At 47.0% G+C, this 17,220-nt stretch carries 10 protein-coding genes; 7 read left to right on the top strand and 3 right to left on the bottom strand.

Features of this window, described 5'->3' with window-relative positions; translation table 11 throughout:
- Positions 1-62: 62 nt before the first annotated feature.
- Complete coding sequence (gene gyrB / locus F8C67_RS09350) at positions 63-2,003, top strand: DNA topoisomerase (ATP-hydrolyzing) subunit B (protein ID WP_151667575.1); 1,941 nt, start codon at positions 63-65, stop codon at positions 2,001-2,003.
- A gap of 72 nt (positions 2,004-2,075) precedes the next feature.
- Here gyrB and F8C67_RS09345 read toward each other — a convergent pair whose 3' ends face one another.
- Entirely contained in the window at positions 2,076-3,353 is a 1,278-nt protein-coding gene (locus F8C67_RS09345) for a hypothetical protein (protein ID WP_151667574.1), read from the bottom strand.
- A gap of 160 nt (positions 3,354-3,513) precedes the next feature.
- Between F8C67_RS09345 and mdh the strand changes: the two genes are divergently transcribed.
- The gene (mdh, locus tag F8C67_RS09340; protein ID WP_151667573.1) at positions 3,514-4,440 is read left to right on the top strand and encodes a malate dehydrogenase; all 927 of its coding nucleotides are present in this window, start codon (positions 3,514-3,516) and stop codon (positions 4,438-4,440) included.
- Between the two features lie 75 nt (positions 4,441-4,515).
- Here mdh and F8C67_RS09335 read toward each other — a convergent pair whose 3' ends face one another.
- Together F8C67_RS09335 and F8C67_RS09330 are read right to left on the bottom strand one after the other, a co-directional pair.
- Positions 4,516-4,932, bottom strand: a complete 417-nt coding sequence (locus F8C67_RS09335) for a thiol-disulfide oxidoreductase DCC family protein (protein WP_151667572.1) — start codon at positions 4,930-4,932, stop codon at positions 4,516-4,518.
- Positions 4,910-7,615, bottom strand: coding sequence for a T9SS type A sorting domain-containing protein (locus F8C67_RS09330; protein ID WP_151667571.1), 2,706 nt, complete (start codon positions 7,613-7,615; stop codon positions 4,910-4,912). The genes F8C67_RS09335 and F8C67_RS09330 overlap by 23 nt, the downstream gene beginning before the upstream one ends.
- A 143-nt stretch (positions 7,616-7,758) precedes the next feature.
- Between F8C67_RS09330 and secDF the strand changes: the two genes are divergently transcribed.
- From secDF to F8C67_RS09305, 5 genes are all read left to right on the top strand, one after another.
- Positions 7,759-10,872 (top strand): protein translocase subunit SecDF, encoded by a 3,114-nt coding sequence (gene secDF / locus F8C67_RS09325; RefSeq protein WP_151667570.1) that lies wholly within the window; start codon positions 7,759-7,761, stop codon positions 10,870-10,872.
- 118 nt (positions 10,873-10,990) lie between these two features.
- Positions 10,991-11,263, top strand: a complete 273-nt coding sequence (locus tag F8C67_RS14460; RefSeq protein WP_151667569.1) for a Sec-independent protein translocase subunit TatA/TatB — start codon at positions 10,991-10,993, stop codon at positions 11,261-11,263.
- A complete protein-coding gene (locus tag F8C67_RS09315) occupies positions 11,263-12,201 on the top strand; it encodes a calcium/sodium antiporter (RefSeq protein WP_151667568.1) in 939 nt (312 codons plus the stop codon). Before F8C67_RS14460 ends, F8C67_RS09315 begins: the two co-directional genes overlap by 1 nt.
- Before the next feature lie 159 nt (positions 12,202-12,360).
- Positions 12,361-14,550, top strand: coding sequence for a glutamine synthetase III family protein (locus F8C67_RS09310; RefSeq protein ID WP_151667567.1), 2,190 nt, complete (start codon positions 12,361-12,363; stop codon positions 14,548-14,550).
- 122 nt (positions 14,551-14,672) lie between these two features.
- Positions 14,673-17,192, top strand: a complete 2,520-nt coding sequence (locus F8C67_RS09305) for an OmpA family protein (RefSeq protein ID WP_151667566.1) — start codon at positions 14,673-14,675, stop codon at positions 17,190-17,192.
- Positions 17,193-17,220: the final 28 nt, after the last annotated feature.

The following is a 17,220-nucleotide window of genomic DNA, read 5'->3' as shown; positions in this document are numbered from 1 at the left end:
TCTTCTTCATTCTAATGGTTATTTTTGTGTTTTACGCCTTTAAGTAAAAAGCAACAGACGAGATGGAAGAAAAGAAAGAATACGGCGCCTCCAGTATTCAGGTCCTCGAAGGACTTGAGGCAGTACGTAAGCGTCCTGCCATGTACATCGGCGACGTTGGTGTTAAAGGTCTCCATCACCTCGTATATGAGGTTGTAGACAACTCTATTGATGAAGCGCTCGCCGGACACGCGAGTAAAATCTTCGTCACCATTCACGAGAACAACTCCATTACCGTAAAAGATGACGGTCGTGGTATCCCCGTTGACATGCACGAGAAGGAAGGTCGCTCTGCCCTTGAGGTAGTTATGACCGTTCTCCACGCAGGGGGTAAATTCGATAAAGATTCCTATAAGGTTTCAGGTGGTCTTCACGGTGTAGGTGTTTCCTGTGTGAACGCGTTGAGTACACACCTCAAAGCCGAAGTTCACCGTCAGGGTAAGAAGTACGAGCAAGAGTACAGCATGGGGGTTCCTCAATATCCTGTTAAGGAAATTGGCACAACGGATTACCGTGGTACTATTGTAAGCTTCACCCCAGATCCAAGCATCTTCTACGAGCTTGTATACCAATACGACATTCTCGCTGCACGTATGCGTGAGCTGGCTTTCCTCAACCGAGGTATCAGCATTACACTTACAGATGAGCGCGAGAAAGATGAAGAGGGCAACCTGAGATCTGAAACCTTCTTCTCCGAAGGTGGCTTGGCTGAGTTCGTTGAATTCATCGACCAGAACCGCGAGCGCCTCATGCCTAACGTGATTTTCATGGAAGGCGAGCGCAACGACATTCCGGTTGAAGTTGCCATGCACTACAATACGACCTACGCAGAGAATATTCACTCTTATGTGAATAACATCAACACCCACGAAGGTGGTACTCACCTCGCTGGTTTCAGACGTGCACTTACGCGTACGTTGAAGAAGTATGCCGACGAAAGTGGTATGCTCGCCAAGGAAAAGGTTGAGGTTGCTGGTGATGATTTCCGTGAAGGTCTTACCGCCGTTATCTCAGTGAAGGTAATGGAGCCTCAGTTTGAAGGCCAGACCAAAACCAAGCTGGGTAACAGCGAAGTTTCCGGTGCGGTAGATCAGCTCGTAGGCGAAATGCTCACCAACTTCTTAGAGGAGAACCCGAACGAAGCCAAGATGATCGTTCAAAAGGTCATCCTCGCAGCTCGTGCACGTGTTGCAGCTCGTAAGGCCCGCGAGATGGTACAGCGCAAAACGGTTATGTCGTCTACAGGCCTTCCAGGTAAGCTGTCCGATTGTTCCGAAACCGATCCGCACAAATGCGAGATCTTCCTTGTCGAGGGTGATTCCGCGGGTGGTACGGCAAAACAGGGACGTGACCGTAGGTTCCAAGCCATCCTTCCACTGCGAGGTAAGATCCTCAACGTAGAGAAGGCCATGACCCACAAGATCTTCGAGAACGAAGAAATTAGAAACATCTTTACAGCACTAGGCGTGAGCGTAGGTACAGAAGATGATTCGAAAGCCTTGAATACAGAGAAGCTTCGCTACCACAAGGTTGTGATTATGTGTGACGCCGACGTTGACGGTTCTCACATTGCGACGCTTATCCTCACGTTCTTCTTCCGCTACATGAAGGAGTTGATTGAGAACGGATACATCTACATCGCTTCACCACCGCTGTACTTGTTGAAGAAAGGTGCGAAGTCTGAATACGCTTGGGGCGAAGACCAGCGTGACCGAATTGCAGCCGAACTTGGTGGTGACGCCGAGAAGGGAGTGAGCGTTCAGCGCTATAAGGGTCTTGGTGAGATGAACGCGGAACAACTTTGGGATACAACCATGAATCCTGAATACCGCACACTCAAGCAAGTTACTATTGAGAACGCGGCTGAAGCCGATAGAATCTTCTCTATGTTGATGGGTGACGACGTACCACCTCGTCGCGAGTTCATTGAGAAGAACGCGAAATATGCAAAGATCGACGTGTAAGTCGACAAGGTAAGCTGAGTAAAACCCCAACATTCACCGAGAGGTCGATTGTTGGGGTTTTTTAGTTTGGTTCTACTCTTCAGGTATTTTCAAAGCCTGAAAAGTTCTTCTTCTTTGAGCGACAAGGGTACGATTGACCTCGTCGTATGTGATACCACCATGAAAGGTGCCAATTTCCTCTTGTTGCTCAAGCGTGAGCTCGAATTCGAAAGTATTGGCGTTGAAAATCTGAAGACGCATTGTGCCGGCATCCCAGTAGTACCATTTAGAATAGGAGCTGGGATAGTATATCTTTTCATCTACCACCGTATAGAAATCGTCCATGAGGTAGTCAGTTGTCGAGTTAGTGCTTCGTACGATAGCTCCATTTTGCTCGTCGATTTCCATCCAAACTCCCATAGCTCCATTGTAGGCTCCGCTGGTATATATGATAAGATTATCTCCAACTGGGATGAATTCAATTTGAAGAGACCTACTAATGTATCGACTCCATTCAAACTCCAAGGTTGAAAGACTGTAAGCTCTGATCTCCGACTCCAGTGGAAATAGTATCCTGCCATTTCTTACATGTGCTTCTTGATCCCTAGCCATTCGGCCTGAGAATACCTCATAATGCATTACTTCACCTGTTTTAACATCAATAAAACAGACGAATGACGTGTTCCACTCGACCGGTGCGCGTCCATATATAACGCACATTATACCTCCTGTCGGTTTGGCTGCGATAGCTAACCCTCTCACATATACGGATAGGTGTGAGATCTCAGGAATGGATGTCGGAGAAAAGACAAGTCGAGGTTCGTACCTATCGACTGGAGTCGAGTAAACTTCCCAGTCCTTGAGTTCATCTAAGGCACTTTCTTTGAAATAAAAGAAGGCACCGTTGTGAACCGCGGCCCTATTGGAGTTCTCACGGTCCATCCAAAAGTGCGAGTTTTCGATTGACCAAATGGCTTTTCCCGTTTCTAGGTCAATTCCGTTCCAGCCTTTATACGTGGATGCCATTAGATAGCGGCCTTGACGTTTGGTCACTGGTGGTTCACCTTCGATTTCAGAATTAATTGTCATTAGTTCATGTTGATGCAGGATTCGTCCATCGTCGCCCGATAAGGTTGTTATGGAATTAAGTGCGTCGAACAATATAGAGTTAGAAACTACGGTAATCCTACCATTATAAGCGTGAGGAGTATTGAAGAGATGAATTTCGTACTGTCTGTCCGTGTCGCCATATGTGGCCCAAACAGAATCGAATAATGGTTCAAATTGAGCGCTTGATGGCGCTGGAGAGTCAATGTCCGGAGAACAAGCGAGCAACCCTAGGGTTACAACTATGAGGAGAGTTCTTAGCATAAGAGAGAGATTGAGAATCAAATGTATTAATTGTGGAGCACAAATTGTTCCAGGTTAGCCTTTTAGCCACTTTTAATTTATCGGTTTATCGCTTGTCTAATCGCTACGCCTTACCTTTACGACCCCAAAATCAGTTTTCAATTTTAATATCATATCACCCATGAAAATCTCTGTAATCGGTGCCGGTAACGTAGGTGCAAGTGTTGCGGAATATGCAGCCATGAAAGAGTTGGCTGACGAAATCGTATTGCTCGACATCAAAGAAGGTTTCGCAGAAGGTAAGGCAATGGACCTCAACCAATGTGCTACCCTCAACGGTTTCAATTCACGTGTAATTGGCTCAACCAACGACTACAGCAAAACTGCAGGTTCTTCCGTAGTTGTGATTACTTCTGGTATTCCACGTAAACCAGGCATGACTCGCGAAGAGCTCATCGGTACAAACGCCGGAATCGTGAAGTCGGTAACAGAGAACGTTCTTAAGCATTCACCAGACGCTATCCTCGTGGTTATTTCTAACCCAATGGACACAATGACCTACCTCGCGGTGAAGACTTCGGGTCTTCCTAAGCACCGTGTAATCGGTATGGGTGGTATCCTCGACAGTGCACGTTTCAAGTACCGTCTTTCTGAAGCCTTGAACTGCAACCCGAACGACGTTCAAGGTGTGGTAATCGCTGGTCACGGTGACGCTACCATGTTGCCTTTGACTCGCCTCGCACAGAAGAACTCATCTCCTGTTTCAAACTACCTTTCTGAAGACGAAATGAAGAAGGTTGCTGAAGAGACTATGGTAGGTGGTAAGACGCTTACTGGACTTCTTGGAACTTCCGCATGGTACGCTCCAGGTGCTGCAGGTGCCGCACTTGTTGAAGCTATCGTTCGCGATCAGAAGAAAGTGATGCCTTGTTCTGTTTACCTCGAAGGAGAGTACGGACAGAATGACCTATGCCAAGGCGTACCAGTTGTAATCGGTCGTAATGGTTGGGAAGAAATCATCGACTACAAGTTGAATGACGAAGAGCAAGCGCTATTCGATAAGAGCGCTGAAGCCGTGCGTAACATGAACAACGCACTCGAGCTCTAAGCTCAGTCTTCCAATACACAAGAATCCCGACTTCACCTCTGGTGGATGTCGGGATTTTTCATTTTGGTTCTACCCTCAAGCCTTAAATCGATGTCGCCATTCTACGGGTGGCATTGGACAAGCATCATATCGCCCAAAAGTTCGATAGCGAATCCGAGCGATTCCATTATAAACCCAATCTCGCAATGGTTTTGGAATGATGTAGAATAAGCCAAGAACCTTCCAAAGCCCACCTACAATCATCGCTACTCTGAGAGCGGCGGATGAATGAGTCCGCATCGAATCACCTTCAACTAGAATAAGTGAATCGATTTCGGCAAGATGTGGATGACGTCGGATTATTTCTGCTGCCGTTGGGCCCTGAAGTGGAGCAAAGGTGAACCTTTGGCGTTTATCCCACTTCAAGATCCAACTAACGGCACCATTACAAAGTGCGCAGTGACCGTCGTACAACAATAGAGGCGAGTCGTTATCGCTTGATGATTTTGGCATAGCTGCTCCGCTGATCTTGGACTACATGAAGTATGTAGATTCCATTTGCGAGATGGCTGAGGTTTATTTCGGCTTGCCCCTCAAAGGTTCCTTCACTTTGGAGCCTTCCGTTTATATCGAAGACCTTATAGTCAGCCGGCTCCATGTCCTCAAGTTGAACGATAAACCTGCCCTCAGTTGGGTTTGGATAAATAGTCGCCTCAAGGTGCGGGTTCACCTCTTCTACAGAGATGTTGTCCTTAGCCTCGCCTTTCATCAATACGAGTCCGCCACCAAAGCTTCCAATAATTACTTCTGGATATCCATCGTTGTCCAAATCGGAGAAATCAGCATGCATTCTGCGGTAACCCTTCAAAATCTGGCCAGCAGGTGGCGTAATTGGGCGAATGGTTATTTTGGTATTTGGACGTAGAGTAGAAGTGGTTAGGTACGGCATGTTACAGCCGTTTTTCGTGTTGCTGTTCCAACCAGTGATGTCACCATACGCATTGGCGTTGAATCCTACATCTGTCACCTCTACAGGGTTGTCCACCAATGGGAGGTTGCGACTAAAGCAAATCTCAATAACCAAGCTAGACTCTCCATCCCAAATGAATGGATCTTGCAAATTGATTTCGTTCCAACCTGGAGTAATCGGCATTACATTGTCGTAGCCGTCTGTCAGACCCGTTTGAAATGAATTCAGTTCTGTCGAATCTGTATTACCGAATCGAATGGTTACGCCATTAGTAAGGCTGTTTGACGTATTGCTCGTAGTTACGTTGAAGGCGATTTTCTCAACCTGACCATACGTGAATCCCATAGCGCGCAATTCTGAAGCTCGGTAGAGGAATTGATTTCTCCCCGTCCTCTTCACCGCGCCAAATGGCGTTTCCTCTGTAGTTGTTGTGCTTGTGTTGCCATTGCCGAACTGCGCCTCCGTAGTGGAAGGCTGATTGATAATCGCAGAGGCAGAATCGAACTGCTGAATGCCCGTGTGTTCACTGCCCACCATCAACTGGTCTTTGCCGTTGAACTCGTACATTCTCGGCATAGCATAACCTTGGAACTGGCCGTAGAAATCGGTATTGATTCCACCGAACTTGTCGGTCACTAGCGTGTACGTTCCATTGTTGTTTTCGTAGTAGTTGACCGTACCGGATTTCTCGCCAATGAGCAAGTCGTAGTCACCGTCACCATCAAAATCGTAGAGTTCTGGAGAGGCATTGGCGCCGACATCAATCCCACCAAAGTTGTTTGTCACCAAAGTGAATGTGGGTGTTCCAATGTTTCCAGTATTCTCGTAGTAAGAGAGCTGACCATCTTCAAACCCCACGATCATATCGAAGTCATTATCTCCATCCAAATCTGCAAAGGTTGGAATCGGAGAAAGAGGTACAGAAGAGGATAGGGTTGCAATATTCTCAGAAACGACTTCAAAAGAGTAGTTTCCGTTCGCGCTGGTGTTCTTCAAATACCATAATGAAGCTGAATAATTTCCACCGCTTTCCCAAACGCCCCGGTTTCCTAGAATGATATCGTCTAGATTGTCGCCATTCAAATCCACAAAGGCAGGATAAGCGCCTTCGCCCATGTCTATCATAGTATTTTGGAGGAATGAGCTGTCTGAGAAAGTGAACGTCGGATTCGTTGCTGTACCGCTGTTTTCGTACATCCAAACCTGACGAAGGTTTTTCGACGGCATGATGTTCGGAGCTGCGATGAGGTCAGGCACTCCGTCGAAGGTCACATCCATATAATAGAATGCGGGGAAGACATATAGGTTGACGGGAACGTTTCCATCAGGAGCCCAGTTGCTCACTTGGGAACCCACATAGGCGCTATCGGCAACGCCTGTATTTGGCAACATGGATGATTCGGGGAAAGATATATCTCCCATTACTAACTCTTCTAGGCCATCATTATCGAGGTCGAGTGAAAGGATAGTTGAACCTGCGTGTGCTCCATTTTCGGGTTCGAAGGGAGGAGCGTTACCTGGTATGCAGGCATCAATCTCTACTCCATTGTTATTTGGGTCCTCGCGGAAACCTCCCCAGCATTCTTGTCTGAGGAAGAACTCTAGGCCGCAGCCGTTCGCAGAGACGTTTTGATAAAAGTAAACTTGTACGCCATTGGTCTCGAAACTAAGAATGTCGATATCACCATCGCCATCCACGTCATCGATTACAGGCATATCGAGCTCGAGAACATAAACTTGTGAGGTCTGTCCGTTTGCGAACTGTGTTTTGAGGAATTGATCAGTGCCAAGTGCCCATTCGAAGGACAATCCATTGCCTGTGCTTGTGTTTCGATATACGCCAATACCATTCGTAACCTTATAGAAGATGTCCATCTTCCCGTCACAGTTGTAATCCACCAACTTTACGATGAATCTGAGGTCATCTGGGAAGCTGTCTACATATTCAGGTGCGAACTCATAATGAGTATTCGGTGCTGAACCTACGGTGAGAAAGGGCAGCAGGCTGTTTCCGTCGCGGTCGAAAACTAAGAGATCCATCGTTCCATCTTGGTTGAGGTCGATAGGACTAAACTGAGGGTTGTTCATTCCAGCGGCAAAGCCATTCATTAAAATGTTGCCATTGCGCGTCACTTCGGGATGTATGTAATCTCGAAATTGGAATAATTGCTGACCAAACGTAGAAAGAGAGAGTACGGTAAGTACTACGAGGAGTCTTAGTTTCATGTTATCATTTTTAGGAAAAATAAAAGTACGAAATCCCTTGTTTTTTCAGGCCTTCAATGAGTTAACGGAAATTGGGATATATGAGTTTAAGTTGTATATATTTGCGCGTTATTGAAAAACCCATACGCTAAAAACACGCAATCATGCAGAACAAAGGCGTGATCCGCTTATTTGCGATCGTCTTAGCTCTAGTTTGCTTTTGGGAATTGTCTTTCACATTCGTTTCGAACTCGGTAGAAACTAACGCTACAGAGGTTGCTAACGGAGATGCAGACAAGCGCCAAGCAATTCTAGACTCTATGTTGAATCAGGAGGTAATGAACCTAGGGTTCGCGAAGTACACCTATGCTGAGGTGAAAGACCGCGAAATCAACCTTGGTCTTGACCTTCGCGGTGGTATGAATGTGATTTTGGAGGTTTCTGTTCGCGACATTCTTTTGAATCTCGCCGACAACTCCGACGATGTCATGCTCCGCAAAGCTCTTGCTCACACTGATTCAGCCGTTACCAACAGTCAGGAAGCATACGTAGAGATCTTCTTTACCGAACTCGACCGTCTCATTGCAGAGGCCGGTGGAATGCGCGCTTACACCGATCCAGCTTTGTTTGGAACTCCTTCCATCACAAAGCGTGCAGGTGTGAATGTTGGCACCGAAGAAGTAAAAGCACTTATTCGTCAAGATGTTACCGAAGCCGTTGACAATGTTTACACGGTTCTCAAGGCTCGTATCGACCAATTCGGTGTAGTTCAGCCAAACATTCAACAACTCGAAGGTTCCGGCAGAATCTTGGTAGAGATGCCAGGTGTTAAGGATCCAGACCGCGCGAAGCAGGTGATTTCATCAACCGCCAAACTAGAGTTCTGGAAGGCTTTCAAAGCTTACGAGGTTATTGATCACCTCGCGGCTGCAAACACACGTCTTCGCGACCTAGTGGAAAATCCAAACGCTTCAAATGAAGAGGATGCCGACTCAACTAGCGATGATACAGGATTTAATGCTGACGATTTCGTGGCTTTGGATGATGCAGATAGTTCTGCTACAGATGCGATTTCATCTCCTGATAGTTCAGGTACTGAAGCAGATACTTCTGCTGCATCTACATTCAACCCACTCTTTGAGTTAGTCTCTATCAACTTCAATCAGCAAACTCAGTCGATCAATTTCGGTCCAACTGTAGGCTTCGTTCGCGTTGCGGATACAGCTAAAGTGTTGTCTTACCTCAACCGTCGTGAAATCCGTTCCCTTCGTCCAGCAAACCTTCGCTACGTGAAGTGGTCTTTCGGAACAAAGACGGAAGGAAGCGCTTTCGTTCCACTTTATGCACTCGCTGGAAACCGCGAGAATGTGCCGGAATTGAGCGGTGACGTTATCACAGATGCACGTCAGGATTTCGAAGGTGGTCGTCCTTCTGTTTCATTGAACATGGACGGAGTTGGTGCGAACACTTGGGCTCGTCTCACTGAAAGACTTTCACAAGAAGAAGACCTGTTCGACCAGGCTGGTTCTGGATTCGAAACACCAGGTGAAGGTGGCGGCGACGGACGTCGTGGTTACGTAGCTATCGCACTCGACGGGGTTGTATACTCTGCACCAAGCGTGAACAAGTCAATTCCAGGTGGACGAACTTCTATCTCTGGTTCATTTGATATTCAGGAAGCGCAAGACCTTGCAACGGTTCTACGTGCAGGTAAGCTTCCAGTTCCAACTAAGATCGTTCAGAGCGACGTGATTGGACCAACTTTGGGTGCTGAAGCGATTTCTGCTTCATTCAGCTCATTCCTCATCGCCCTTCTTTTGGTGATGGTTTACATGATTCTTTACTACAACTTCGCAGGTATCGTTGCGGATATCAGCTTGGTGACTAACATGTTGTTCATCTTCGGTATCATCGCCGGTATGGGAATCGTTCTTACGCTTCCTGGTATGGCGGGTATCATCCTTACCATTGGTATGGCGGTAGATGCAAACGTGATCATCTACGAGCGTATCCGTGAGGAGTTGGCGAACGGTAAAGATGTGAAGCTTGCGATCCGCGACGGTTACAAGCACTCTTACAGCGCAATTATCGATGCCAACCTTACCACGTTGTTGACTGCAATCGCACTCTTCGTATTCGGTACAGGTCCAATTCGTGGTTTCGCAACTACCTTGGGTGTTGGTATCGTATTCTCCGTATTCAGCGCGATTTTCGTTACTCGCCTTGTTTACGAATGGAGACTTTCACGCAAAGCTTCTATCACATTCAGCACGAAGTTCTCTGAAGGAATGTTGAAGAAGGTGAACATCGACTTCATCTCTAAGCGAAAGGTTGCCTACATCATTTCTGGTATCCTCATCGTGATTTCAATTGCTTCTTTGGCTACTAAAGGTCTTAACCAAGGGGTTGACTTTGTAGGTGGACGCAGTTATACGGTTCGTTTCGATCAGCCGGTGGACGTGCAGGAAATCAGCAATAGCTTGAGCGAGCAGTTCGTTGGTGAAGATGGAACGGTTTACTCTCCAATTGTGAAAACATTGGGTGAAGCATCTCAGGTTGTTATTACTACGAAGTATCGTATTGATGAAACAGGTGCTGAAGTAGATAAGGCTATCGAGGCAGCTCTCTACGAAGGAGTGAGCGGCTTCTATGCATCACCAATTGAGTCTGAGGCATTCCTTGCACAAACCGATGAGTCCGCTGTAGGTCTCGTTGCAAGCCGCCAAGTTGGTCCTACTATCGCAGATGACATTGGTAGAGACGCAGTTTTGGCTGTAATCTTCTCACTCCTTGCCATCTTCGTTTACATCCTGGTTCGATTCAGCAAGATGCAGTACTCATTCGGTGCAATTGCCGCGATTATTCACGACGTTATCATCGTGTTCGGTATCTTCTCCATCTTCGACGGAATTCTTCCGTTCCAGTTGGAAGTTGATCAGGCATTCGTTGCAGCCATCTTGACGGTTATTGGTTACTCGTTGAACGATACCGTGGTTGTATTCGACCGCGTTCGTGAGTACTATTCACACTACCACAAGAAGCGCTCATTGTCTAGCATCTTGAACTCAGCGATGAATGGCACCTTGAGCCGTACAGTGAATACCTCGATGACTACGCTCATCGTATTGCTCATCATCCTCATCTTTGGTGGTGAATCAATCCGTGGGTTCATCTTCGCCATTACGGTTGGTGTGGTTGTAGGTACGTACTCATCACTCTTCGTTGCAACTCCAGTTGTATATGATTCAACAAAAGAGAAAAACGATTCTGCAGAGTAATTCTGTTCGTTTATTCATATTGATTGAAAGTCCCACAGCGATGTGGGACTTTCTTTTTTTCAGTCCTCGTGAAAGAGGTAGAATGATTGCTACATTTGTAGTCTGAATGCAGCTGAATATGAGTTTGTTTCTTTTCATTGGATGGCCGGAGATTTTCGTAGTTCTCCTTATTTCTGTCCTGTTCTTTGGCGCAAAGCGTATCCCTGAAATTGCACGTGGACTCGGGCAAGGGATCAAATACGTGAAGAACGCTACCAACGAATTAAAGCGTGAAATCAACGATAGTGCTGATTCTCACGAGGGCGTGAAAGAGACCAAGGATGCATTGAACGAGGGCAAGAAGGTCCTCGATGATCTTCAAGATTCCGTCCGCCGTTCAACCCGACTATAATGTTGGAGTACTTTTTCATCGTTTTAGGCTTAGCCATGCTCGTTCTCGGCGGGGAGTTTCTCGTTAGAGGAGCTGCAGGCTTGGCGTTGAAGATGAAAATTACGCCAGTTATCGTCGGCCTTACCATTGTATCCTTCGCCACTAGTGCACCTGAGCTCATCGTGAGCATCAATGCAAGCATGAATGGCCACCCCGATATTGCCATCGGAAACGTGATTGGCTCCAACATTGCGAATGTCGGGCTCATCCTGGGCTTAACGGCAGGGATATTCATCATGCCAGTGGTTTGGCGAGCCTACCGTTTTGATTGGTGGGTGATGATAGCCTCATCCGTTCTCTTGACCATCTTCATTCAAGATTATAAACTCACCTCTATGGAAGGGGTGATTCTCGTAGCCGGACTTCTATCCTACATTATATATAAGATACGCGACAACAAGAATCAGCAGGATGCAGAGTCTGAAGTGCCAGAAGGTGCTGAGAAGATGAATCCTTGGGTGTTGATTTTTTTGGTCGTTGGAGCTGTACTTCTTTTGAGATACGGAGCATTCTTCCTGGTTAAAGGAGCCGTGTTTGTAGCATTGGAAATGGGTATTGAAGAAAGAGTGGTGTCGCTCACCATTGTTGCCTTCGGTACCAGTCTCCCTGAACTTGCCGCATCCATCATTGCCGCTATGCGTGGTCAGCGCGATATCGCCATAGGTAATGTGATTGGCTCGAATATCTTCAACATCCTTTCTGTTCTTGGCTTTAGTGCCATGATCATTGACATTCCCGTTCAGAACCCGAGTACTGTAACCTTCGACATTTGGTGGATGCTTGGATTTGCATTCATTGTTTGGCCGGTAATGGGATTGGTTACCAAGGGTAAGATTGGCAGAGTAGAGGGCATATTTATGCTTAGTGCCTACATAGTTTACATTGCTTTATTGATTTGACCCCCTCGAATTGATAGGGTGTGTTGCTGAAACAGCTATTATTTCTGGGAACACCCCTTCAATTAACAGGGTGTTGACAAATATTTTATCTTTTTTTGGTCTCAACCCCCTTCAGAAATATATCTTTGCCGTGTTAAAACCAATTAAAAAGGATTCTTCATGGCTTCTATCCGCTTTTTCTGTCTCGAAGAGACGCTGAACCGCAAGCCGGTTAATTTCAACCCGAAGCACGAACGTGTGTCGGATTACTTCGCTTCACATGTCTTTAATGACAAAGCGATGCGTGCTTACATGACCAAGGAAGCGTACAAGAGTGTACGTAGTGCAATCGACTTGGGTACTAAGATTGACCGCGAGGTAGCAGATCAAGTGGCGGCAGGTATGAAAGCCTGGGCAGTTAGCAAAGGTGCTACTCACTACACGCACTGGTTCCAACCGCTTACAGGTGGAACGGCAGAGAAGCACGATTCATTCTTCGAGCCAACTGAGGATGGCGATGCAATTGAGAAGTTCTCTGGAGGTATGCTTGTTCAGCAAGAGCCAGATGCATCTAGCTTCCCGAACGGTGGTATCAGAAACACTTTTGAAGCCAGAGGTTACACCGCTTGGGATCCAACTTCACCGGCCTTTGTAATTGGTACTACACTTTGTATCCCTACAATCTTCGTAGCCTATACAGGTGAGGCACTCGACTTTAAGACTCCTCTATTGAGAGCGCTTCAAACAGTCGATCAAGCCGCTACGAAAGTTGCACAGTATTTTGACAAGAACGTAAAGAAGGTGAATGCAACCCTTGGATGGGAGCAGGAGTACTTCTTGGTAGATAGCGCATTGTACAATTCACGTCCTGACCTCGCTCTTGCAGGTCGTTCTTTGCTCGGACACGGTCCAGCGAAGGGACAGCAGCTCGACGATCACTACTTCGGAAGTATTCCTGAGCGCGTTATTCAATGCATGCAGGAAATCGAGTTTGAAGCACTTCGCCTCGGTATTCCTATCAAGACTCGTCACAATGAGGTGGCACCAAGCCAATACGAATTTGCTCCAATCTTTGAGGAGGCGAACGTAGCGGTGGATCACAACTCACTCTTCATGGACATCATGGAGAAGGTTGCTCGTCGTCACAATTTCCGCGTACTTCTTCACGAGAAGCCATTTGCAGGAATTAATGGTTCAGGTAAGCACAACAACTGGTCGCTTGCTACCGATACAGGCGTTAACTTGCTTCAGCCGGGTAAGACTCCAAAGAGCAACATGCAGTTCTTGACCTTCTTCATCAATACGATTAAGGCGGTTCACGACCATGCAGATCTGTTGCGCGCCTCAATTGCATCCGCGGGGAACGATCACCGCTTAGGTGCGAACGAAGCGCCACCAGCAATTATCTCTGTGTTCATCGGTGAGCAGTTGTCTGCCGTTCTCGACGAATTGGAGCGCCTAGAGTCTGGCAAGCTTTCACCACAAGCAAAGACGGATCTCAAATTGAACGTAGTAGGCAAGATTCCTGAAATCTTGTTGGACAACACAGACCGTAACCGCACGTCTCCGTTTGCATTTACCGGAAACAAATTCGAGTTCCGCGCAGTAGGTTCGCAAGCGAACTGTGCTCAGCCAATGACTGTGTTGAACACAATTATGTCGGCTCAGTTAACCGAGTTTAAGTCGGAAGTTGATGCCCTTATCGAGAAGGGAATGAAGAAGGATGACGCCATCTTCAACATCTTGAAAGAGTACATTAAAGCTTCTAAGAAGATTCGTTTCGAAGGAGATGGATATGGCGACGAATGGGTGAAAGAAGCTGAGAAACGCGGATTGAGCAACGTTCGTGATACTCCACGTGCACTTGATTTCTTCGTTACCGACAAGGCTATGAAGCTCTTCATCGACAACGGAGTATTGAACAAGGTTGAGATTGAAGCACGTCATGAAATCCTCCTTGAAGAATATCAGAAGCGTATCCAAATTGAATCTCGTATCCTGGGTGATATCGCTGGAAACCACGTGATTCCAACGGCAATTCGCTATCAGAGCACACTTATTGAAAACGTTCAGCGTTTGAAGGATGTATTTGATGAGAAGAGCTTCAACCAAATGGCGAAGGAGCAATTGGATATGATTTCACAGATTTCGAAGCACATTTCTGTAATCATTGCTGATAAAGAAGCCATGATTGAAGCGCGCAAGAAAGCTAACGCACTTGCAGACACTCGCGACATGGCAATTGCATACTGTGATACGGTTCGTCCTTACATGGATTCTATCCGCTATCATGCTGATAAATTGGAGCTTATGATTGATGATGAGCTCTGGCCACTAGCTAAATACAGAGAGATGCTCTTCACCAGATAAGAAGTAAGACCTTTCTGAATGTGTATAATTCCCTCATCATCTCATGGTGAGGGAATTTTTTTTAATCCGCCAAATGGCTATTTTAGCGACTTTCGCACAGTCTAGAACGCAGAATAAACCATATGAAATACACGCGACTCGCCTGCCTACTTGCACTATCTATGTGGTTCACATTGCCCGCCTACGCTCAGGATAACGGCAATGAGCAAGAGGAAAAGGAGGTTTCAGATGAGTATAAAGATGCTCAGGAACTCTATGAAGCTCGTCAGTTCGCTTTCGCTGCTGAAATGTTCCAAGAGGCATATTCGGAAACTCGCGATAGTGAGGAGAAGGCAGAAATTGCCTTCAAACTTGGTGAATGTTATCGCTGGATGCGCGATTACAGAAAAGCCGAATCTCAGTACCGCCGAGCAGAGCGTTTAGAGTACGGGCCAATTGCCATTCTTCGCCAAGCTGAAGTCCTCATGGGACAAGGCGAATACGAAGATGCCATTGAAATGTATCAGAACTATCAAGAGGCTGCTCCTGGAGACCCTCGTGGTGAAGCTGGTGTTCGCGCAGCAAGAAACGCACGCGAGTGGATGGATAACCCCCAAACCAGATATCAAGTTACCAACCTAGGTAAAGACTACAACTCACGCGAACCAGATTTTGGTCCGCGCTATGCCGGACGTAGAGGTCGTGAAACCGACGTGCTTTTCTTCTCATCTCAGAGAGAAGAGGCCACTGGACGTGACGAAGACGGTTGGACCAACTTCAACTTTGCGGATATCTTCAAAATTGAAAGAGAAAGAAGATCTACCGGAAGACGAAATGAGAGTGCCAGCGAATCTTGGTCTACCCCAGTTCAGATTGACGGTGAAGACGAAATTATCAATACACCAGACCACGAAGCAGGTGTAGCATTAGACTCAAGAGGTACAATGTACTTCACGCGTTGTATGAACGTGAAAAGAGCGTACTTGGGTTGTGCCATTTGGACTACGCGTGTAACTGGTAACAACTTTATGGCTCCAGAGCCAGCAGTTATCGCCCCAGATTCAACATACAGCGTTGGTCACCCTGCGTTGAGCCTCGACGAAGAGACGCTTTACTTTGCCGGTAACCTTCCTGGTGCAACGGATGGCAGCCGCGATCTTTGGATGACTACGTTCAACCGCCGCGAGCGCCGCTGGAACACACCTACAAACCTAGGTTCTTTGGTGAATACAAGCGGTGAAGAGCTTTGGCCGTACATCCACGACGACGGTTACCTATACTTCGCATCTGACGGTCACCCAGGTATGGGCGGCTTGGATATCTTCCGCGTAAAGCTCGGCGAAGACGGGATGCCAGAAGGTGAAGTAGAAAACCTCATGTGGCCTATTAACTCACCAGGTGACGACTACGCAATCGTTTTCGAACCAGGGGGTACTGCCGAAGTTGGTTTCATGACGTCAACCTATGAGGAGCGCGACGACCACAGAGGTGCAGCCGATATTTACAACGTATACCTAGTGCCGCTTCGCTATACCATTAGCGGTTTGGTGACCAGTACAAAAGATCGTTCACCTGTTTCTCAGGTTACCGTTACGCTTTCCGGTGGTCCAGCTCCGATTACTGTAAACACAGACAACGACGGGTATTATACCTTCACGATGGATCAATTGTCTCCAGACATGCAGTACACGATCTCTTACGAGAAGAAGAAATTCTTCGCGGGTGAGGCTAGTACTACTACCATTGGAGTGCCGCTTTCCGCACACGAGAAAGTTGAAGATCCAGATGGAGATTACTTCATTCATAACATCACCCTGAATGTAGGAATGGAGCCGATCGATGTGCCGATTATCCTTCCGAACGTACTCTTCGAAACTGCCAAGTGGGACTTGAACGAGTCGTCTCAGCGCGCACTCGATACGGTAGTGGCGATTCTTCAGAGAAACCCGAACATTACCATCGAGCTTCGTTCACATACGGATTACACCGATACAGAGGAGAGAAACAAAATCCTTTCCCAGCATCGTGCTGACACCTGTGTGAGCTACCTCATCTCCAAAGGTATTGCCGCAGAGCGCCTAACCGCGGTAGGTAGAGGTGAAGAAGAGCCAAATACAATTCCTGAGAACTATGACGGATTGTACTCTGACGATTTTGAAGATGGCCAAGAACTCACCGAGTCTTGGATTAAACGTCAACCTCAGGCCCTTCAGGAGAAAGCCAATCAGCTTAACCGTCGTACGGATATGAAAGTACTACGCGACGATTATGTGCCATCTAATGCAACTGCCGGCGGTGGAGATGCCGAAGGCGAAGGTGGCGGTGAAGCCGTTCCGGAAGGTCCGACTGTAGGTGTACTACACGAAGTACAGCGCCGTGAGAATATTGGACGTATCGCAAGTCAATACGACATCAACGTTCGTCAGCTTAAAGAACTCAACGGCGGCCTTAGAGGTGTTAGACTTCAAGAAGGTATGCTACTCAAGGTTACACCAGGTGGAGATTACACTGAGTTCGATAGAACGCACTACCAAGTAGAGCGCGGCGAGACGTTTGACGATATTGCCGACAAGTTGGATATGGATGAAGACACCTTGGAAGAATTGAATCCTGACTTAGATGGAGACAGACTTCCTGCAGGTATGTACATCAAAATCCAGTAGATAGAATAGAATACATTGAAAGCGCCCT

This window comes from Phaeocystidibacter luteus (assembly GCF_008933115.1).
GTDB classification, from domain to species: domain Bacteria; phylum Bacteroidota; class Bacteroidia; order Flavobacteriales; family Schleiferiaceae; genus Phaeocystidibacter; species Phaeocystidibacter luteus.
The sequence above is the reverse complement of the archived record's forward strand: the minus strand, read 5'-3'. Positions and strand labels throughout refer to the sequence as shown.